Annotated in this window: 22 protein-coding genes and 1 tRNA gene; 7 read left to right on the top strand and 16 right to left on the bottom strand. The window is 56.8% G+C overall.

Annotation, left to right across the window (positions count from 1 at the left end; genetic code table 11):
• Positions 1–198: hypothetical protein (locus HHA01_RS14870; RefSeq protein WP_218023817.1), on the bottom strand; the 198-nt coding region annotated here is incomplete at its 3' end.
• Positions 199–279: 81 nt separating this feature from the next.
• Here HHA01_RS14870 and HHA01_RS14280 point away from each other — a divergent pair.
• Both HHA01_RS14280 and HHA01_RS14275 read left to right on the top strand, forming a co-directional pair.
• Positions 280–2,061 carry a type I secretion system permease/ATPase gene (locus HHA01_RS14280; protein WP_141321884.1) on the top strand — a complete coding sequence of 594 codons (1,782 nt, stop codon included), beginning with the start codon at positions 280–282 and terminating at the stop codon, positions 2,059–2,061.
• Positions 2,058–3,386: an HlyD family type I secretion periplasmic adaptor subunit gene (locus HHA01_RS14275; RefSeq protein ID WP_141321882.1), complete on the top strand. Its 1,329-nt coding sequence runs from the start codon at positions 2,058–2,060 to the stop codon at positions 3,384–3,386. The genes HHA01_RS14280 and HHA01_RS14275 overlap by 4 nt, the downstream gene beginning before the upstream one ends.
• Positions 3,387–3,523: 137 nt before the next feature.
• Here the strand turns inward: HHA01_RS14275 and HHA01_RS14270 are convergent, their stop codons facing one another.
• Both HHA01_RS14270 and HHA01_RS14265 read right to left on the bottom strand, forming a co-directional pair.
• Complete coding sequence (locus tag HHA01_RS14270) at positions 3,524–3,670, bottom strand: DUF2256 domain-containing protein (protein WP_141321880.1); 147 nt, start codon at positions 3,668–3,670, stop codon at positions 3,524–3,526.
• 20 nt (positions 3,671–3,690) lie between these two features.
• Positions 3,691–3,933: a hypothetical protein gene (locus HHA01_RS14265; protein WP_141321878.1), complete on the bottom strand. Its 243-nt coding sequence runs from the start codon at positions 3,931–3,933 to the stop codon at positions 3,691–3,693.
• A gap of 253 nt (positions 3,934–4,186) precedes the next feature.
• Here HHA01_RS14265 and HHA01_RS14260 point away from each other — a divergent pair, with 253 nt between their 5' ends.
• Together HHA01_RS14260 and HHA01_RS14255 are read left to right on the top strand one after the other, a co-directional pair.
• Positions 4,187–4,627 (top strand): LexA family protein, encoded by a 441-nt coding sequence (locus HHA01_RS14260; protein ID WP_141321876.1) that lies wholly within the window; start codon positions 4,187–4,189, stop codon positions 4,625–4,627.
• 8 nt (positions 4,628–4,635) lie between these two features.
• Positions 4,636–5,913 (top strand): Y-family DNA polymerase, encoded by a 1,278-nt coding sequence (locus HHA01_RS14255; protein WP_141321874.1) that lies wholly within the window; start codon positions 4,636–4,638, stop codon positions 5,911–5,913.
• 103 nt (positions 5,914–6,016) lie between these two features.
• Here HHA01_RS14255 and HHA01_RS14250 read toward each other — a convergent pair whose 3' ends face one another.
• Together HHA01_RS14250 and HHA01_RS15030 are read right to left on the bottom strand one after the other, a co-directional pair.
• A complete protein-coding gene (locus tag HHA01_RS14250; RefSeq protein WP_141321872.1) occupies positions 6,017–7,681 on the bottom strand; it encodes a GMC family oxidoreductase in 1,665 nt (554 codons plus the stop codon).
• A gap of 269 nt (positions 7,682–7,950) precedes the next feature.
• Positions 7,951–8,079 carry a hypothetical protein gene (locus tag HHA01_RS15030; RefSeq protein WP_281285706.1) on the bottom strand — a complete coding sequence of 43 codons (129 nt, stop codon included), beginning with the start codon at positions 8,077–8,079 and terminating at the stop codon, positions 7,951–7,953.
• Between the two features lie 94 nt (positions 8,080–8,173).
• Between HHA01_RS15030 and HHA01_RS15090 the strand changes: the two genes are divergently transcribed.
• The 3 genes from HHA01_RS15090 (at position 8,174) to HHA01_RS14235 (ending at position 9,895) form a co-directional block, all read left to right on the top strand.
• Positions 8,174–8,425, top strand: coding sequence for a MerR family DNA-binding transcriptional regulator (locus HHA01_RS15090; protein ID WP_373862952.1), 252 nt, complete (start codon positions 8,174–8,176; stop codon positions 8,423–8,425).
• On the top strand, positions 8,404–8,532 hold the full coding sequence (locus HHA01_RS15085; RefSeq protein WP_373862951.1) for a MerR family DNA-binding protein: 129 nt from the start codon (positions 8,404–8,406) through the stop codon (positions 8,530–8,532). Before HHA01_RS15090 ends, HHA01_RS15085 begins: the two co-directional genes overlap by 22 nt.
• 286 nt (positions 8,533–8,818) lie before the next feature.
• Positions 8,819–9,895 (top strand): type I restriction endonuclease, encoded by a 1,077-nt coding sequence (locus HHA01_RS14235; protein ID WP_141321870.1) that lies wholly within the window; start codon positions 8,819–8,821, stop codon positions 9,893–9,895.
• A gap of 409 nt (positions 9,896–10,304) precedes the next feature.
• Here the strand turns inward: HHA01_RS14235 and HHA01_RS14230 are convergent, their stop codons facing one another.
• The 11 genes from HHA01_RS14230 to HHA01_RS14180 all read right to left on the bottom strand — a co-directional run bounded on the left by HHA01_RS14230 (position 10,305) and on the right by HHA01_RS14180 (position 17,823).
• Positions 10,305–11,012, bottom strand: coding sequence for a hypothetical protein (locus tag HHA01_RS14230; protein ID WP_141321868.1), 708 nt, complete (start codon positions 11,010–11,012; stop codon positions 10,305–10,307).
• Between the two features lie 61 nt (positions 11,013–11,073).
• A complete protein-coding gene (locus tag HHA01_RS14225; protein ID WP_174787740.1) occupies positions 11,074–11,226 on the bottom strand; it encodes an SOS response-associated peptidase family protein in 153 nt (50 codons plus the stop codon).
• A 17-nt stretch (positions 11,227–11,243) separates the two neighbouring features.
• Positions 11,244–12,242 carry a GTP pyrophosphokinase gene (locus HHA01_RS14220; RefSeq protein ID WP_141321866.1) on the bottom strand — a complete coding sequence of 333 codons (999 nt, stop codon included), beginning with the start codon at positions 12,240–12,242 and terminating at the stop codon, positions 11,244–11,246.
• Positions 12,239–13,258, bottom strand: coding sequence for a nucleoid-associated protein (locus tag HHA01_RS14215; RefSeq protein WP_141321864.1), 1,020 nt, complete (start codon positions 13,256–13,258; stop codon positions 12,239–12,241). Before HHA01_RS14215 ends, HHA01_RS14220 begins: the two co-directional genes overlap by 4 nt.
• 145 nt (positions 13,259–13,403) lie before the next feature.
• Positions 13,404–13,604: a S24 family peptidase gene (locus HHA01_RS14210; RefSeq protein WP_141321862.1), complete on the bottom strand. Its 201-nt coding sequence runs from the start codon at positions 13,602–13,604 to the stop codon at positions 13,404–13,406.
• Between the two features lie 319 nt (positions 13,605–13,923).
• Positions 13,924–14,011, bottom strand: a tRNA-Ser gene (locus tag HHA01_RS14205).
• 133 nt (positions 14,012–14,144) lie between these two features.
• A complete protein-coding gene (locus tag HHA01_RS14200) occupies positions 14,145–14,660 on the bottom strand; it encodes a YiiD C-terminal domain-containing protein (RefSeq protein WP_246053918.1) in 516 nt (171 codons plus the stop codon).
• Positions 14,657–15,217: a nitroreductase family protein gene (locus tag HHA01_RS14195; protein ID WP_141321886.1), complete on the bottom strand. Its 561-nt coding sequence runs from the start codon at positions 15,215–15,217 to the stop codon at positions 14,657–14,659. The genes HHA01_RS14200 and HHA01_RS14195 overlap by 4 nt, the downstream gene beginning before the upstream one ends.
• A 46-nt stretch (positions 15,218–15,263) precedes the next feature.
• Complete coding sequence (queF, locus tag HHA01_RS14190) at positions 15,264–16,097, bottom strand: NADPH-dependent 7-cyano-7-deazaguanine reductase QueF (protein ID WP_141321858.1); 834 nt, start codon at positions 16,095–16,097, stop codon at positions 15,264–15,266.
• Entirely contained in the window at positions 16,097–16,870 is a 774-nt protein-coding gene (locus HHA01_RS14185; RefSeq protein ID WP_141321856.1) for an ABC transporter permease, read from the bottom strand. Before HHA01_RS14185 ends, queF begins: the two co-directional genes overlap by 1 nt.
• The gene (locus HHA01_RS14180; RefSeq protein ID WP_141321854.1) at positions 16,867–17,823 is read right to left on the bottom strand and encodes an ABC transporter ATP-binding protein; all 957 of its coding nucleotides are present in this window, start codon (positions 17,821–17,823) and stop codon (positions 16,867–16,869) included. The genes HHA01_RS14185 and HHA01_RS14180 overlap by 4 nt, the downstream gene beginning before the upstream one ends.
• Positions 17,824–18,007 lie beyond the last annotated feature (184 nt).

Here is an 18,007-nt window from a genome sequence, read left to right as displayed (position 1 = left end):
AAAAAGCGCTGAAATAAAGCCGCCTCGCTCTGCAGAACAGTCACTCGAAACAAGGGGCAATATTTGCTTGCAATATTTATTTTTATAATTAACCTCTAAAGACAGCGGACCGGCAATCTCTGGACTGCCGACATGGCTATAGAAAAAACAACACCCTACGGAGCTAACCCCTTCCGAAAACTGTCGGCCGCTGGACATCAAACATCCTGATAAGAGCATGGAACGGGTTGACCTCGGCGCCAGTCATCACAACAGGCAACAGAATAATGGAGCAGGAAGATGGCGACTCCAGGTGAAGAAAATGACCTGAAAAAAGTGCTCAAATATTGCCGACAGAGCTTCATGCACGTCGGTCTCTTCAGCATGTTCATCAACCTGCTGATGTTGGTGCCTCCTCTGTACATGCTTCAGGTCTATGACCGCGTCATTACTACTCGCAGTCAAGAAACATTGCTTATGCTGACCCTGGTGGTGGTCTTTTTATTCATCGTGATGGGGGCTCTGGAGCTTCTGCGTTCGAGAATTCTAGTCCGAGTCGGCAACCGTCTGGATGTCCTGATCAGCCCACGGCTCTACAGCGCCATGTTCAAGCGCTCCCTGACTACACCCGGCCAGCCTTCTGCTCAACCACTGAATGATCTCACTACCCTGCGCCAATTCCTGTCCGGTAACGGGCTATTTGCCTTCTTCGATGCCCCCTGGATTCCGGTCTACATCGGTGTTCTCGCGCTTTTTCATCCATGGTTTGGTTTCTTCGCCATTGGTGCGGGGCTGGTTCTGGCCATCATCGCGATCATCAACGAGAAAACCACCAAAAAACTGCTGGCCGATGCCAATGGCCAGCACGTGCTGTCCCAGGACCTCGCCAACAGCAACTTGCGTAACGCCGAAGTGCTCCATGCAATGGGAATGCTGCCAGGTATACAGGGCCGCTGGAGCGCCAGACATCGCGACTATCTGGTGCTGCAATCCAAGGCAAGTGATCGCGCCGGACTCTTGACCAACACCTCGAAGGTGCTGCGATTGATGTTTCAGTCACTGATTCTGGGGCTCGGTGCTTATCTAGTGCTGACGGGCGACCTGACCCCCGGTATGATGATCGCCGGCTCGATCCTCATGGGACGTGCACTTGCGCCTATCGATCAGATGATCAATGGCTGGAAGGGATTCAGCAGTGCACGCACGTCTCGAGCGCGGTTAGAAGAGCTGCTCGAAGCGATTCCCGCGGACGCTCCCTCCATGCCATTGCCCAGGCCCAAGGGGAAACTCAGCCTCGAGGGAGTTAACGCCGCCCCTCCCGGTGAACGATTGCCCACACTCAAGAGCATCAACCTGAAAATGGCCCAGGGTGAGCATATTGCCGTGGTCGGCCCCAGCGCTGCCGGCAAATCCACCTTGGCTCGGGTGGTGCTCGGGATATGGCCGACACAACTGGGCAACGTACGCCTGGATGGCGCCGACATCGGTCAGTGGGATCGCACGGCATTAGGACCTCACATCGGCTATCTTCCTCAGGACATCGAGTTGTTCGATGGCTCTATCGCCGAAAATATCGCGCGCTTTCAGGAGGTCGATGCTCAGATGGTCGTGCAGGCAGCACAAAGGGCCGGCGTTCATGACATGATTCTTCGTCTTCCCCAGGGCTATGACACCTGGATCTCCCACGGCGGCGGTTCGCTATCGGCGGGTCAACGCCAGCGAATCGGCATGGCACGTGCACTTTATGGGCGGCCGGTACTGATAGTGCTGGATGAGCCCGATGCCAACCTTGATGAAAGCGGCGAAGAAGCACTGGCAGTGTCGCTCAACAGACTTCGCCAGGAAGGCACCACGGCACTGATCATCACTCATCGTCAGCGCCTTCTGCAGCAGGTCGATCGCATCATGGTCCTCAACGACGGTGAAGTGGTCTCACTCGCGCCGCCACTCCGCGTCCCACCAGCGGCTCGCGTCGATACTGCACGCGGGCGCCAAATCTCGGCAACTGGAACACAGCGCGTGACCACCTTGAGACCTAGCGCCAGAGGCCACCATGACGGCGGCGAGGAGACTGCACAATGACTGACAAGCACCCGGCACCCTCAGGACCTACCGATGATCTCCCCCTGCACGATACGAAATACCGACGCCTCGGTCTCGCGGTCCTACTAGTTGCTTTCGGCGGCTTTGGTAGCTGGTCGGTCATGGCTAACCTCGCTGTCTCGGTAGTCGCTCCAGGCTCGGTCTCGGTGGAAAGCTTCACCAAGACTATCCAGCACCTCGAAGGCGGGATTGTCGAAGAGATCCGAGTCGAGGATGGCGATCATGTCGAAGCCGGTGATGTACTGATGGTGCTTGATGACACACAGGCACGCTCACAACAGAATATCGTCGAAGCAGAATATCTAATCGCCAGAGCCAGCGAGATTCGGCTGCTGGCAGAATACAGCGATGCCGACACCCTGACTTTCCCCGATACCCTGCTCAACGCCACTAACCCACGGGTCCAAGAAGTACTTGAGGTGCAGCGCCGTCTCTTCGAGGTTCGTCAACAGTCTCTCAAGGGTACCCTGGCGGCACTCGATGAGCAGATCGTGCAGATGAACGAGCAAATCGAGGGATTGGAGAATACCCAGGCCATCACTCAACGACGGATCGACTCACTCAACCGCGATGTCGCCAATCACCGCAAGCTGTTTCGCGAGGGCTTGATCAACAGCCAACGAATGCGTGAGATGGAGCGAGAAAGCCTTGAGTATCAGAGTGACAACGCCGGACAAATTGCCGAGGTAGCTCGTCTACGCTCACAGATCAGCGAGAACAGACTGCAAAAGCAGATTCGCCTTCAAGAGTTTCAACAGCAGGTCGGGGAATCACTCCGCCAGGTGCAATCTGAGGTCACCGATGCCGAAGAGCGCCTCGTGGCGCTCAACGACAAGCTTCGCCGTACCGAGATCATTGCGCCGGTCGCCGGTACTGTGGTGGGGCTCAAGGTTCACACCCTGGGGGGCGTCATTCGCGGTGGTGATCCTTTGCTCGACATCGTGCCCGCCGGAGAAGGCTTCATCGTCGAGGCGAAGGTGCCAGACCATGACATTGACCACCTCTACATTGGCCAGCCAGCAGAAATTCGCTTCAGCGCGTTCAACCAGCGCCTGTCCAATGTCATCGACGGTGAGCTCGTTCACGTTAGCGCCAATAGTTTCGAGGATGAAGCCACGCGAGCACGCTACTACAAGGCAAGAATCCGCGTGACGGAAGATGGCCAAGACGACATGTCCGACAACATGAAACTGCTCTCGGGTATGCCAGCGGAGGTAATGATTCGCACCGGCGAACGCAGCTTTGCCAGTTACGTGGGCAAGCCCATCACCGACATGCTGGCCAGGGCCATGCGGGAAGAGTGACGATGACGTGGCACCATTTTGAGCGATGGTTACATGCCTACAGACGAGCCCTACCAAACCATATCCTTGATAGTGGCTCGGGTCCTTGAGCTTCACGCAGGTGGTATAAAGGCGTGCTCCATGAAGCGCTTGGTCTTTCAATGTCTCGCTCGGGCCTGGCGGCGGCACCGCTGTGAACAGTAGATGACGTTTCCCCAGTCACGCGCCCACTTCCGGCGCCAGGCAAAGGATTTTTCGCAGACTGAGCAGATTCTGGTGGGGAGATGAGGTTTGCGGTGCGTCATGGTCGTGAGCGGTCGTCGCGTCAGTAGACGAGATAACAGCGAACCGCATCCACCGGTCCACCCGATGTCTGAAAGTGTGCTCGTGCGGTCGCCTCGGCCGCGGCCAGCGAGTCGGCTTCCACACGTATCCAGTTGCCCAGCATCTTGCCACTGGCCAGACGAAAGCACTCATAGGCGCGCGATGTATCGATGGCATCGTAAAGACTGGCCTTCGACACCGGCGCGACCGTCAGCAGTATTCCCAACAGCAGGATGCCTTTCATCGCCTCTCCCTCACTCTGCTTCCCATCAGCGCGCCGTACCGCGACTCGCCCTGTGGCAGGGCATGCCGGGATCACGGGACCACGCAACATGGCTGACCTGCTCACGACCGGAACCTTTTCATTGTAGCAGTGGCCGGATTTCCCTTTCGTGACGCGTTCCAGCGTTGGCGGCTTGTGTGTATCAGCATTTGCCTGATGGCCCCTTCTTGCCGAATACTGTATATATAAACAGTAAATCGCAAGAGGAGGGCTCATGTGCGCAGTACCTATCCATCACCCGCATCCGGCACCGCCCTACCGCCCGTTGCCGCATCCGCTGGCGACCATTCGTGCCGGCTTTTCCGGATTCCCCTCGCCCGCGGAGGATTATGTCGGACGCACCCTGGATCTCAACGAACGACTGGTGAAGCGCCCCGCCGCCACCTTCTTCATGACCGTCAGCGGCGACAGCATGGAAAGCTTCGGCATCCATGATGGCGATACCCTGGTGGTGGACCGTTCCATCGATGCGCATCCCGGGCACATTGTCATCGCCTTGATCGACGGCGAGGTGATCGTCAAACGCTATGAAATGATCGGCCGTCGTCCCTACCTGTGCTCCGGCAACAGCCGCTATGCCCCCATCCCGGTAGCGGACCTCGACTGTCAGGTCTGGGGCGTGGTGCGCGCCGTCATCCACGAATTCCCGGTATGAGCCCTGCCATGATCGGACTGATCGACTGCAACAACTTCTACGTGAGCTGCGAGCGCGTCTTCCAGCCCCGGCTGGAGGGACGGCCCGTGGGGGTCATGTCCAACAATGACGGTTGCGTGATCGCGCGCTCCAGCGAGCTCAAGGCGCTGGGGGTGGAAATGGGCACTCCGGCCTTCGAGCTGCAGCAATGGCACGATCAGGGGCATATCCAGCTGCTCTCTTCCAACTACGAGCTGTATGGCGACATGTCCGCGCGGGTCCGCAACGTGCTCGAGGAGTTTTCCGCCGGGGTCGAGCCCTACTCCATCGACGAGATGTTCGTGCACTTCGATGGCTTCGAGAGCGCCGGTATCGACGCCCTGGCTCGCACCCTCCATCGCCGGGTACGACAGTTTACCGGCATCCCCGTCTGCGTGGGCGTCGCCCCCACCCACACCCTGGGCAAGCTGGCCAACCGTGCCGCCAAGAAGCTCCCCGAGTACGCCGGCGTCTGTGTCATGCAGGCCGACAGCACCGCGACGCGACACATCCTTGCCGGCACCGCGGTCAGTGATGTCTGGGGGATCGGTCACCGGCTGGCGGAGAAGCTTGCCCTGCAGAACATCCACACCGCCTGGGACCTGCGCCACAGCGACCCGCACGCCATGCGCCGGCGTTTCTCCGTCACCCTCGAGCGGACCGTGCGCGAGCTGCAGGGCACGCCCTGCCTCGAGCTCAACGACGAGCACCGCCCGCGGGATCGCATCATGACCTCACGCTCCTTCGGCCGCCTGACCGGCGAGCTGGGCGAGCTTCGGGAAGCCATCCGCCAGCATGCTCAGCGCGGTGCCGAGAAGCTTCGCCAGCAGGCAAGCCAGGCCCGCGCCGTGCTGGTCTTCCTCAAGACCAACCGCCACCGCCCCGACCTGCCCCAGTACGCGCCCAGCGTGGTGGTCGAACTGCCCGAACCCAGCGACGACACTCGCCCCATTCTGGCCGCTGCCCAGCAGGGTCTCGAGGCGATCTACCGTCGTGGTTATCGCTTCATGAAGGCCGGCGTGATGCTGCTCGACCTGGTGGACACCAATCGACAGCAGCTCTCGTTGCTCGACTCCCCCGAGCGCGCCGAACAGCGCGACCGCGACCACCAGCTGATGGCCACCCTGGATACCCTCAACGAGCGGATGGGCAAGGGCACGGTACGCCTCGGCGTGCCCCGACAGAACGCCGCCTGGCAGCTACGCTGCGCGCACCGCTCGCCGAGGTGGACGACGCAATGGCAGGAGTTGAGGCAGGTGAAGGCCTGACCGGCAGAGCGCCGGTGGAGATCACACCTGTTGGATCCGACGGCTGACCAGCCAGGCCCAATCGAAGTAACGCAGCCCCATGCGTCTCCGCCGTTTGGCCATGTCAGTGTCCCCCCAGAATCCAGCCAGCGGCCTTCTCGGCAATCATCAACGTCGGCGAGTTGGTATTGCCGCTGGTGATGGTCGGCATGATGCTGGCGTCCACGACGCGCAATCCCTGAACGCCTCTGACCCGCAGACGGGAATCCACCACGGCCATGGGGTCATACTCATGCCCCATCCGCACCGTTCCTACCGGATGAAAGATGGTCGTGCCGATATCGCCGGCCAGCCGTGCCAGATCGTCGTCGCTCTGATACTGCACCCCCGGCTTGACCTCCTCGGGCGCGTACTTGGCGAAGGCCGGCTGGGCGGCAATGTGGCGCGTGACCCTCAACGAGTCGGCGGCGACCTGGCGATCCTCCGGCGTGCTCAGGTAGCTGGGGGAGATAGCCGGTGCCTGGCGAGGATCGCGGCTCTTGATGCGTACCCTCCCCCGGCTGGTTGGATTGAGGTTGCAGACACTGGCGGTAATCGCCGGAAAATCATGTAGCGGCTGGCCGAAGGCCTCGAGGCTCAGGGGCTGAACGTGGTATTCGAGGTTGGGATGCTCGTAGCGCTCGGCGCTGCGCGTGAACGCACACAGCTGTGAAGGCGCCATGCTCATGGGGCCCGAGCGTTTGAGGCCATATTCCAGACCGATTCTCGCCTTGCCCAGCCAGGAGCCGGCCAGGGTGTTGAGAGTGCTGGCCCCCTTCACTCGGTAGACCGCGCGAATCTGCAGATGGTCCTGCAGGTTCTCCCCCACGCCGGGAAGATCGGCCACCACCGGGATTTCATGCTCGGCAAGCAGCGCCGCCGGGCCTATCCCTGAGAGTTGCAGCAGCTGCGGCGACCCGATGGCACCAGCGGAGAGCACCACCTCGCGACTCGCCGTCACCACGACCTTCTTCCCCGCACGCTCGACCGTGACGCCACCACAGCGGGGCTTGGCGCCATCGTTCGTCGAAACCTCGAGTCCCTGCACCTGGGTGGAGTGCCAGACCGTCAGGTTGCCGCGCTGCTCGACGCCCCGCAGGAAGGCCTTGGACGTGTTCCAGCGCCAGCCCGAGCGCTGGTTGACCTCGAAATAGTCCACGCCCTCGTTGTCTCCGCGGTTGAAGTCGCGGGTGCGGGGAATGCCGGCTGCCACGGCGGCGGTGGCGAAATCATCCAACACCTGCCATTTCAGGCGCTGCTTTTCGACACGCCACTCACCGCCATGGCCGTGAAAGTCACGATGCACATCATCGGCATCACCTCCTTCATCCAGACGATAATGATCCTCGTGCTTCATGAAGTCGGGCAGGCAGTTCTCCCAGCGCCAGGCGGAGTCCCCGGTCAACTCGGCCCAGCCGTCATAATCACGGGCCTGACCCCGCATATACAGCATGCCATTGATGCTGGAACAGCCACCCAATGTCTTGCCCCGCGGATAAATCAGCGAGCGACCGTTCAACCCGGGATCAGGCTCGGTACGCAAACACCAATCGGTACGCGGATTGTTGATGCAGTACAGATAGCCGATCGGAATATGGATCCAGTGATAACTGTCTCGGCCACCGGCCTCGATCAACAGGACCCGATTCGCCGGATCGGCGCTGAGGCGGTTGGCCAGCAGGCACCCGGCAGTACCGGCCCCCACCACGATATAGTCGAAGGTATGGGTGTTGTTGTCAGATACTGCCATGCGTGCACTCCCCAAACATGCCGGCCACGAACCAAAAGCACCGATTTGCCGTGATCCTCATGACACTGGCCGGCACCGCGATCTTGCCATAAGGATACTCATATCCTTATGGAAGGTAGGCTCCATCGCAAATCGGCGTGTAGGTACCCGTGACATGTGAACTGCCATCGTTGACCAGATAACGAATGCTGTGAACCACATCCTCAGGTGTAGCAATACGCCGGGGAAGCGTCTGCGTCTTGATCAACTCCTTGAACTCTGCCGGCGCATCACGGGTCGCAACCGGTTTCCACCATGCCCGGCGCGACAATGGTGATGCCGTACGGCCCCAGATCCTGCGCCAGGCATTGGTTGAAGCTATCCAGCACATCGACGCCTCCGTGATCACGCCGGCTCATCAAACAACCTCCCGAGCAGCTGTGCCTCATCCCTCCCATCAGCCTGCAACGCACGGGCTTCGCCGCCCTGCCAGTGGATTTCCTCGGCAATCTGATGTGCCACATCAGCACTGTTCACATAGTTGATGAAGCCCCGGTGGCCAAGCGAAGCGGAGTCCCGCTCTCCATGGTCCACTTCTATGAAGCCAAAGGCCTGATCGGCTCAAGACGCAATGCCGGCAATCATCGCCAGTCCCCCGCCGTAGTACTCCGCTATATAGCCATCACCCGAGCCGCGCAGAGCGTCAGCATGCCACTTGAGGAAACCGACGCCCCTTCAGAGGCATACAGGCCGGCCCCAGACTGAGTGCCGAGGAATGGCAGGCCCTCTCGACCCACTGGAAGGACAGCCTCAATCCACGTATTCAGAAACTGCAACGTCTGCGCGACGAACTGGGTAGCTTCATCGGCTGAGAATGCCTCTCGCTGACCGACTTCTCCCTGCGCACCCCGACGACAGGCTGGCCACACAAGGCTCCACATATCCTCGAACGCTAGCGGAAAGCCCTGCCCCGGAACGAGTCCCTCAGAGCAGGGGCAACGTTGTGATGTTACGATTACGGAAATTCCACAATGACGAATGATGCAAAATCACTAATAAACAAACATCTTATTTAACATCAAACCACTTGGCAGTCTGATAAAAATTCTAGTAATGTACTTCTAAGTCTCTACTTACAACAATACGCAGGGAGGCAACATGGAGTTAAGTGAAAAACTCCACGGTATCGCTTGCCGTGGTGAAGATCAGGTTGACCATATCAAGAACGAGGAAGCCACCAAGACAGCCTTGGTTCTTCCCTTCATTAGCTCGTTGGGGTACGACCCTTTTGACACTCGGGAAGTGGTTCCGGAATTCACTGCCGATGTGGGAACCAAAAAAGGCGAGAAGGTCGACTACGCAATTCGCACGGATGGCAGCCTTTCAATTCTCGTGGAGTGCAAACCTCTCGGGACCAACCTCTCCAGCGTCCAATACAGCCAGCTGTACCGCTACTTTGCCTGTACAGATGCCAAATTTGCCATTCTCACAAACGGCTTTGAATACCGCTTTTATTCTGACCTGGACTCTGAAAACAAGCTCGACAACCGACCTTTCTTCACCTTTGACCTTAGTGATTTCAATGAGCAGGACATTGAGGAGCTGAAGAAGTTCACGAAGCCGAACTTCGATGTCAACGCCATACTTGGCACGGCCAACCGCCTGAAATATACAAACCTTGCCAAGCAAGCTATTGATGAAATCTTCCAGGACACGCCAGAAGAATATGTCAAATATATAGTGAGCAAGGTCTACGATGGCCGGCAGACTCGCCAGGTGATTGACGATTTCACACCAATCATCAAAGAAGCAGGGCGGCTTTACATCAAAGAGCAAGTAGCACAGCGTCTGCGTGGCGCCCTTGCGAGCAATGATGTTGAAGCGAACCAGGCCGCTTCCACGCCCGACAACACGTCACAAGACTCTCAACCCGATGACGATGGCATTATCACCACCCAGGAAGAGATTGATGCCTACAACATCGTTCGCTCACTGCTAGCAGAACAGGTCGATGTCAGTCGCATAGCCATGCGCGACGCCAAATCCTACTGCGCAGTTCTGCTTGACGACAACAACAGAAAACCCATTTGCCGTTTCCATTTTAATGCGAAGTCAGTCAAACGGGTTGGATTCTTCAACGACAAAAAAGAAAACCGGATCGATATAAGCTCCGTCAGTGACCTCTTCCAACACAGGGATCAGCTAAAATCGACAGTAAATGAATACCTCGAATAAGCGGCCCTTGCCTGAAGGCAGTGAACTTCCACATCGATCAAGTTAGCGTTATCGTATCCTAGCGGTTGTGACGCATACTCATGAGCCAGCGTGTAATCCGCTCAGCGAGCAGGTGACGCCGGAGCAGCCAGTCTGATGATCGATATTCACAAGCTGGTCGCCTCGCTGCGATAGTGGTTGTATCCTGCAAGATCCCCTTCAGCTAGGCATGGCGCGATCATTTTTTGGTTTGGAAACCATGCAGTAAAGGCCATGTGGGTCGGGCGGACAATCTAGCTTGATGGTTTGCGGGCTTATAGCTCAGGTGTTTACAAGATAAGCTTCTTGTGAAGCTACATGGCAGCCAGAAATGGATAACTTGCATAGCTAATCTAGCACACAAGACCCTGCAATGAGCTAGCACCATACCTCAATAGCGGCAAGGTTCTTTATTAGTGGGAAGCATGCTTTCAGCCATAGTTGCGTAAAGCGTTGTAGTAGCACCACCCGAGCCGCCATTCCACTCTTGAATCACATACAAGTCTCTATACCCATCCTTTCTTATATGAAAAAAATCATGCATCATCTGGCTGCTTGGATTGCATATTTCACCCTTCTCATAAGATAACGGGCTATTTTTAAGCGAATTTTCAATATCGAAAGAACACATAGTACTATCCGGACCAAAGCAAGAAAACTCCCCACCACCAGGCTTCAAGTACAACCAATTAGCACCGAAATTTGGATTCTCTTCAGTGCTCAATTGAATTGTCCAAAAAAGCTCTGCAACTTTACTCTTCAGAAGGGTGGACACTCCATCCATTACATTGACCCTTAAGACACCCTTCCTGAAGGCACCACTATCCTCATAATGCACGCCATTTGGATCCCAAGAGATCGAACTATTAGCCATCGTGTCCCAAGGAAACCCATTGCTGCTGCTCTCAGGCTGCATGAAGCTCGACAAAAGATCAGCAACCTCATAACTTTCATCTCCTTCTAAGAAGTATGGAATAACCGATAGATTATCATCCAGCACATATGACTCTTTGGCTATAACGCTCGGGGGGAGAAAAAAAAATGAAAGACAAACCGAGCCAGCAACCAAGCCAAACTTCATCAAGTGGCGATAGGCCATAAAAACCTCAATAATTTAATACGTTCAAACAGGAATAGAAGCGCCTCACACCATCTATCATTTATGGAGCATCATCGCTGGTATGGCGCACCGCCGTGACCCAGGTACCCGGCGCCACGTTGTAGCGGGGCGTCAGCTCTCCCGGCTCCAGCGGCAAGCGCAGGGCCTGGGAGAGCTTGGGATAAGGGCTATAGAGAGCGAAGCGGCCGCACATAATGTCCGGTTGTTTCTTCAGCGCCCATGAGGAGTAAAAGATTCACCAAGATCACTAGCCACATATTTCACTTCTTTATTATAAACTGAAAGCGGCCAGTTACTCCAAAAGTAGTTCATGCCATAAGCTGAAATGACATAATATACAAAGAGAACGATCGGCTGCCTAAAGAAATAAAACTCTCCATAACGATCCTCAACAAAATGCCTAATGAATTTCTTATTATCGAAAATCTCTCTTAGCTTCTCAGAAGAAAACTCTTCAACTGCATCTGCATAACTTTCCAAAATCGCAAAGTGCAGCTGTCTGTCAGGCTCAGCAACCTGCAATCCAAAGTCTTCTGCAAAAACTTTCTCCAAGTCCTTTATCACGGAATCCCGCTTATAGTTCTCCTCCTGAAGCTTTTGCAAAGCAGTACAAAATATTTCATCCGTGGTTTCCATCAAAGCCATGCTTCTTGAAACATATCTTTCAGCTGACGAAGGCACCACGCCTTTAGCTTTATAGATATTATCATGCACTAGCTCAGCATACGCGTGCTGAAGCAGAGTCCTGACTTGAACTTCACAACAAATAAATTCAGGAACCCTTACGCCATCGACTTCAAATTCCTCTTTAGGCCGAACTTCGTAATGTTTAGATTGGTAGTCAAATACTTTTGGATTCACCTCTATATCGAGCGCAAAATCTTTCGATACTTTCCAACTCCAATTTTGATGCTCGATAATTTTTTCGAGAAGAAATAGATCATCTGTAGTAAGGACAACGAATCTTACCCCAACGAGATCCGTCATCTGCGTCTTAGGATCATCATACCGTTTTATGCTTATTTTATTCAAAGCGGAATTAACGGCTTTTACTCTTGGAATAGCGTCAATTTTTAAAAACTGGGGAGACAGAGCGCCTAGCCGGCAAGAGATTTCATTCTTAACTATTTCACTGACATAGTCTCCCCAAGCCTGCAAAGCAGGCCTGATGGACTCCAAGTATTCTGAAAACTCTTCTTCAGTAGTCATCCTAGGCCACTTACGATCCCCTGAATCCTAACTAAAGTATCGTTCTCACCACGCTCCTCTACTGTAACCAAATCCTGGAAGTCGTCAGAGGGTCCCGTGATGGAAACGCCAGAAGTAAAATTAACCTTTCTTTTCTTCCTGAGCTTAGACTCAATATACTCTACATCCTTTTCAACGCCGCCCTGCGGAAAGCCTCGATCCTTCATATAATCAACATAGGCTTCAGAGTGACCTTCTTCAAGGTACTTTTCGGCAAAATCTGCTGAGCTAACAACAGCAGTTTGACTTTTCAGCTCTGCCCTCAACGATTCGACATAATCAAACTTTTTGTCTTCATCAACATCTAGAGAATTGATGTAGTCAACAGTATACTCATAAAAATTTTGTGTTAGCTTTTTTGAAGAGGAGCTAATCCCCATGCCAAGAAAAGTATTATAAAAATATGAAGCTGCCGTTCGCGTCTCAACACTGGTTAGCAAGTGATCGAATAAAAACGCTCTATAATTTGACTTGTCATACTTTCCATCTTCTGGGGGAGTCGAAACAACCTCAACTAAACAACCAATCTTATAGAGCTTCTGAGTTTCAGTGAGAAAAATATCTCTAACATAATTCAAAGCTACCGTTTGATCATCTACAGACTCAGTGGTAAATCCATCCTGAAACTCTGCTTTTATCACTGAAACAAACGGCCTGGCATGCTCACCAACCCGCCCAGAGATAATCGCCATAACTCCGCCCGGTATCTTTCTCGTCAGAGCATCCGTCAGGTTGTTTGCTAACACCTCTGAAAGCTCAATAAAGCGGTCTGCTTCACAGTGCAGCATTTCTGCTGCAATTTGAAAAAAACTCCCTTCATCCGCCTGATCAATGCTCATCTCAATGCCATGGGACCTATTGCCAAGTGCAGCAGTTACACGGCTCTGAAGAGCCGACTTCTCTTCAGCATTCAAATTAATAAAATGCTTTTTATGCAGGCGGAACCCTAGTCTTATCCTCAGCTGGCGCAAATACACGGTGGATCATCAGTTTCTCAATGATCACACCTTCAAAAGGAAAGTTGCCAGTCAAAACATTTAAAGCTTGATTCATAACCCCTCCCTTGCGTCACAAGCAATTCATTAATAGTTATTGAGCTACTACGAATCCTTAATTTATTTTTCAAATCCGAATCTCACACCGCCCTAGGATCTCTACACCCTTCACACCCTTCACACCCTTCATATCCTGCAGCTTGATCAATTCCTTCTCATAGCGCGGGTTGTCGCTGATCAGCAGCCAGGTGCCGCCGGCGACACGCTGCAGGCGCTTGATGCACCGCTCGCCGTGCACGAGCAGCGGGAACACGCAGTTCCCGGCCATCCTGACGCTCTAGGGGCTTGCCGTCCTGCATCATGGATGCATTTGAAGAAAAATCTGACATCGCCAATTCCCGGGCCTAGTCGTTCTCATAACATTTAGGTCGACACTACCTGAGAGAGGTACTGCATGTCATGGCTGGATTAGCGATAACCGACCAATGTTGGAGGCAACAGCCTCGAGAAAAGGCAAGCCTGAGTGCGGCCGAGGGACACACTGCTCAACAGGATCCTGGGAAGGCCAGTGGAAGCCAGACTCATATGGGCGGGAGGAATACAGAAAAAGAAAAAGCCGCCTCGATTGGCGGCTTTTTCTGCTGTTCTGGCGGAGGGGGAGGGATTCGAACCCTCGAAGCCTTTCGACTTACACACTTTCCAGGCGTGCTCCTTCGACCACTCGGACACCCCTCCACATTGTGATTCCCGAAACGAGTGGCGCCAGGTTTGCGCATGGCGGCCTCTTTGTCTCGAGAACGGCGCACACGATAGCGACTTAAGTCCGCGAATGCAAGCCGATTTTTGGTTTGAGTCGGATTTTTCGGCGTCAGGCGGGCTTCTCGGGCAGCACGGCGTAGTCGCCGCGGGCCTCCAGGCAGAGAGTATCGCCGCACCAGAGCTGTTGCACGAGGGCGATGCGGCCCTTGCCGCCTTTCTGCAGGCTGGCGGCGAGCGTCGCCCTGCCCTGCTCGTCCTCGGGCGTACAGGTCAGCCGATAGTCGCCGGTCACCGGGGCGAGAAAACGTTGCCGGGACTCGGCGACCACCACGTCACGCTCGATGCCCTGACGACGCAGCCAGAGTGTGACCCAGCACCAGCCGAGCAGCGTCGTCTGGGCCGTCAGCGAGCCGCCGAAGCCGGTGCCCTTGTCGTTCAGATTGGGCGTCAGGGCGAGCTGCCAGCTCAGGCTGTCGCCCTGGCGATGCATGTCGCGAATCCCCAGGTGCCCGGCCAGCGGAATGGCATCATGAAGCCAGGCGAGGAAGGCGGCCGGGTCGTCTTCCTGACCATTGGCCGGCAGTGGCAGGCGCGGGTGCGCTTCACCGATCCGGCGCTCGATCACGTCCAGCGCTCCACGAAGTCGGCCGTATCATGCTCGGGCAGTCGACGCGGGCGGCCACCGGGCTGTCCCAGGTAGATGAAGCCGACCAGGGCATCCTCCTCGGCGAGCCCCAGCCCCTCATGCACGGTGGGGTCGAAGGCATACTGGCCGGTACGCCACATGGCCCCCAGGTCCTGGGCATGGGCTGCCAGAAGCAGGGAGTGGGCGGCACAGCCTGCGGAGAGGATCTGCTCCACCTGCGGCACCTTGGGCTCGTCGGGCGTGACCCGGGCAATCACGGCGATGACCATGGGTGCCCGCTGGGGCTTCTTGCGCGCGCCGTTGAGACGGGCATCCTCGGCATGCGGGTCCTCGCGGAGCTCGGCTTGGGCGAAGAGCTCGCCCAGGCGCTCCAACCCGGCGCCGGAAAACTCGATGAAGCGCCAGGGGCGCAGTTCCTTGTGGTCGGGCGCGCGCAGGGCGGCCCGATACATGGCCTCGAGCTGCTCGGCGCTGGGCGCCGGCCCCATGAGCTTGCCCATGGAGCTGCGTTCGTGCAGTAGCGTGAGTGCGTCCATCACGCGGTCCTCCTCGGTATGGTCGGTGCTGGGCGCGGGCCCTGCTCTACTGGCGCGCCAACCGCAGCGGCGTGGGCGGTATCTCGCCGAGCGTGCCCCGCCAGGGGCTGATATCGAGCCCGCCGCGACGTACGTAGCGCGCCAGCACCAGCAGGCGCTCGGGCCGGGCACGCGCCATCAGATCGCAGAAGATATGCTCGACGCAATGCTCATGAAAGTCCTGATGCTGGCGATAGCCGACCAGATAACGCAACAGCCCCTCGCGGTCGATACGCGGTCCACGATAGCGGATCAGTACACTGCCCCAGTCGGGCTGGCCGGTCACCGGGCAGTTGGACTTGAGCAGATGGGAGTGCAGCGTCTCCTCGACGATCTCGTCACCCACCACCAGAGGCTCGGCGCTGGGCGTGTAGTCATCAATGGCGATGTCCAGTTCATCGATACACTCGCCGGGCAGGCGCTGCGGCATCAGCTCGCTGGCGTCGACACCGAACAGCTCGACGCTGACCGGGGCACCGGCGGCCTCGGCCAGGTCCTTCTCCAGCTGTTCGCGCACCGCCGCCGGGCTCGCGAAACGGCTCTGGTTATAGCTGTTGAGATAGAGCTTCCAGGACTTGGATTCGATGAGTCGCGGCGACTCGGCCGGCAGCCGGAAACGTGCCACCGCCACCCGCGGCTTGCCGCGGGCATTCAGCCAGGAGAGCTCGAAGGCATGCCATTCATCCTCGCCGACGAATGGCAGGGCGCCCGCCTCGATGCCCAGTGGCGCCCGGTTCACCGCCCGTTCGATGGGATACAGCAGCCCGGCATCATACTGCTCCGGATAGGCGGACTCGCGCCCCAGGGGCGCATAGGCCAGGGAGTCGGGACGGTCGTTCATCAGCTGCGGATTCCCTTGCCATTCTCCAGCATCCACAGTGCGATGCCGAACAGCACCACGATGAAGCCAATGATGGCCGCCAGCGCCCAGCCCACGGGGATATCCGAGACTCCGAGGAAGCCATAGCGGAAGACATTGACCATGTAGAGGATGGGATTGAGCATCGACGCGCCCTGCCAGAAGGCCGGCAACAGCGAGATCGAATAGAAGACCCCGCCGAGATAGGTCAGCGGCGTCAGCACGAAGGTCGGCACGATGGAGATATCATCGAATTTCTTGCCCAGCAGGGCGTTGATGAAGCCACCAGTGGCGAAGAGAGCGGCGGTCATTACCACCACGACCAGCGTCAACACCGGGTGTGCCACCTCGACCTGCGAGAAGAACAGCGAGACGATGGTGACGATCAGCCCGACACCCAGGCCGCGCGCCATGCCGCCCATGATGAAACCGGCCAGGATCACCCAGTTGGGCATCGGCGAGACCATCATTTCTTCCACGCTGCGCTGGAACTTGTTGGAGAAGAAGCTCGAGGCCACGTTGGAGTAGCTGTTGGTGATCACCGACATCATGATCAGCCCGGGGACGATGAAGTCCATGTAGGTATAGCCATCCATCTGGCCGATACGCGAGCCGATCAGATTGCCGAAGATGATGAAGTACATCGCCATGGTGATCGACGGCGGCAACAGCGTCTGCGGCCAGATGCGCGTGAAGCGCTTGATTTCCTTGACCACCAGGGTCCAGAGCGCGATGGCGATCTGTGTGGCGTTCATGCGCTTGCCTCCGTGTTGTGATCCGCGTCAGCCTGGCTCTCTTCCACCATGGAAACGAACATTTCCTCCAGCCGGTTGGCGCTGTTGCGCATCGACATGACCTGGATACCCTGCTCGCTCAAGGCGGTGAAGACATCATTGAGCCGCTGACCGCGTTGCACCATCACGGACAGCTGGGCGTCATCGACCTGGCGCACGTCGAAGCCTTCCACCTGCGGAGGCTGCTCGACCGGATGCGCCAGATCCAGCAGGAAGGTTTCGGTGTTGAGCTCGGCGAGCAGGTTGCGCACGCTGGTATCGCGCACGATATGGCCATTATTGATGATGCCGACGTGGCGGCACAGGCTCTCGGCCTCTTCCAGATAATGCGTGGTCAGAATGATGGTGGTGCCTTCCACCTCATTGATGTGACGCATGTATTCCCACATGCTGCGGCGCAGTTCGATATCCACGCCGGCGGTAGGTTCGTCGAGGATCAGCAGCCGGGGGCGATGCATCAGTGCCCGCGCGATCATCAGGCGACGCTTCATGCCGCCCGAGAGCATGCGCGCACTGCCGTTGCGCTTGTCCCAGAGTCCCAGATCCTTCAGCAGCTGCTCGGCACGCGGCACGGCCTCGCGACGCGACATGCCGTAGTACCCGGCCTGCGCCAGGACGATGTCGAGGACCTTCTCGAACTGGTTGAAGTTGAATTCCTGGGGCACCACGCCGAGATGGTACTTGGCGCGGGCGAAGTCGGTGTCGATATCGATGCCGAAGATCGAGACCCGGCCGGCCGTCTTCTGCACCAGCGAGCACACCACCCCCAGAGTGGTCGACTTGCCAGCCCCGTTGGGGCCCAACAAGGCGTAGAAATCCCCCTGGGCCACATCGAGGTCGATGCCCTTGAGGGCCTCAAAACCATTGCCGTAGACCTTGGTCAGGCCACGGATGGACAGCGCCGGTTCGGCCATGAGCGATCCTTGGAAGTTCGATTTTGAAAGATGGGGCGTTAACGCCAAGACCCTCGCATATTGGGGCAGACCACCGACTATTCAAGTAGCCCGCAAACCATATCACTGACGGAAGCTGGAAGCTGGAAGCTGGAAGCTGGAAGCTGGAAGCTGGAAGCTGGAAGCTGGAAGCTGGAAGCTGGAA

This window comes from Halomonas halmophila, from assembly GCF_006540005.1.
Lineage (GTDB): Bacteria > Pseudomonadota > Gammaproteobacteria > Pseudomonadales > Halomonadaceae > Halomonas > Halomonas halmophila.
Note: the sequence above shows the minus strand (reverse complement) of the source record. Positions and strands in the feature narration are given on the sequence as shown.

Coding starts and splice junctions, on each gene's coding strand:
- HHA01_RS14280 (WP_141321884.1), top strand. CDS start 280: ATGGCGACTCCAGGTGAAGAAAATGACCTGAAAAAAGTGCTCAAATAT.
- HHA01_RS14275 (WP_141321882.1), top strand. CDS start 2,058: ATGACTGACAAGCACCCGGCACCCTCAGGACCTACCGATGATCTCCCC.
- HHA01_RS14270 (WP_141321880.1), bottom strand. CDS start 3,670: ATGACGCACCGCAAACCTCATCTCCCCACCAGAATCTGCTCAGTCTGC.
- HHA01_RS14265 (WP_141321878.1), bottom strand. CDS start 3,933: ATGAAAGGCATCCTGCTGTTGGGAATACTGCTGACGGTCGCGCCGGTG.
- HHA01_RS14260 (WP_141321876.1), top strand. CDS start 4,187: ATGTGCGCAGTACCTATCCATCACCCGCATCCGGCACCGCCCTACCGC.
- HHA01_RS14255 (WP_141321874.1), top strand. CDS start 4,636: ATGATCGGACTGATCGACTGCAACAACTTCTACGTGAGCTGCGAGCGC.
- HHA01_RS14250 (WP_141321872.1), bottom strand. CDS start 7,681: ATGGCAGTATCTGACAACAACACCCATACCTTCGACTATATCGTGGTG.
- HHA01_RS15030 (WP_281285706.1), bottom strand. CDS start 8,079: ATGAGCCGGCGTGATCACGGAGGCGTCGATGTGCTGGATAGCTTCAAC.
- HHA01_RS15090 (WP_373862952.1), top strand. CDS start 8,174: ATGTGCCACATCAGCACTGTTCACATAGTTGATGAAGCCCCGGTGGCC.
- HHA01_RS14235 (WP_141321870.1), top strand. CDS start 8,819: ATGGAGTTAAGTGAAAAACTCCACGGTATCGCTTGCCGTGGTGAAGAT.
- HHA01_RS14230 (WP_141321868.1), bottom strand. CDS start 11,012: ATGGCCTATCGCCACTTGATGAAGTTTGGCTTGGTTGCTGGCTCGGTT.
- HHA01_RS14225 (WP_174787740.1), bottom strand. CDS start 11,226: ATGTGCGGCCGCTTCGCTCTCTATAGCCCTTATCCCAAGCTCTCCCAG.
- HHA01_RS14220 (WP_141321866.1), bottom strand. CDS start 12,242: ATGACTACTGAAGAAGAGTTTTCAGAATACTTGGAGTCCATCAGGCCT.
- HHA01_RS14210 (WP_141321862.1), bottom strand. CDS start 13,604: ATGGCCGGGAACTGCGTGTTCCCGCTGCTCGTGCACGGCGAGCGGTGC.
- HHA01_RS14195 (WP_141321886.1), bottom strand. CDS start 15,217: ATGGACGCACTCACGCTACTGCACGAACGCAGCTCCATGGGCAAGCTC.
- queF (WP_141321858.1), bottom strand. CDS start 16,097: ATGAACGACCGTCCCGACTCCCTGGCCTATGCGCCCCTGGGGCGCGAG.
- HHA01_RS14185 (WP_141321856.1), bottom strand. CDS start 16,870: ATGAACGCCACACAGATCGCCATCGCGCTCTGGACCCTGGTGGTCAAG.
- HHA01_RS14180 (WP_141321854.1), bottom strand. CDS start 17,823: ATGGCCGAACCGGCGCTGTCCATCCGTGGCCTGACCAAGGTCTACGGC.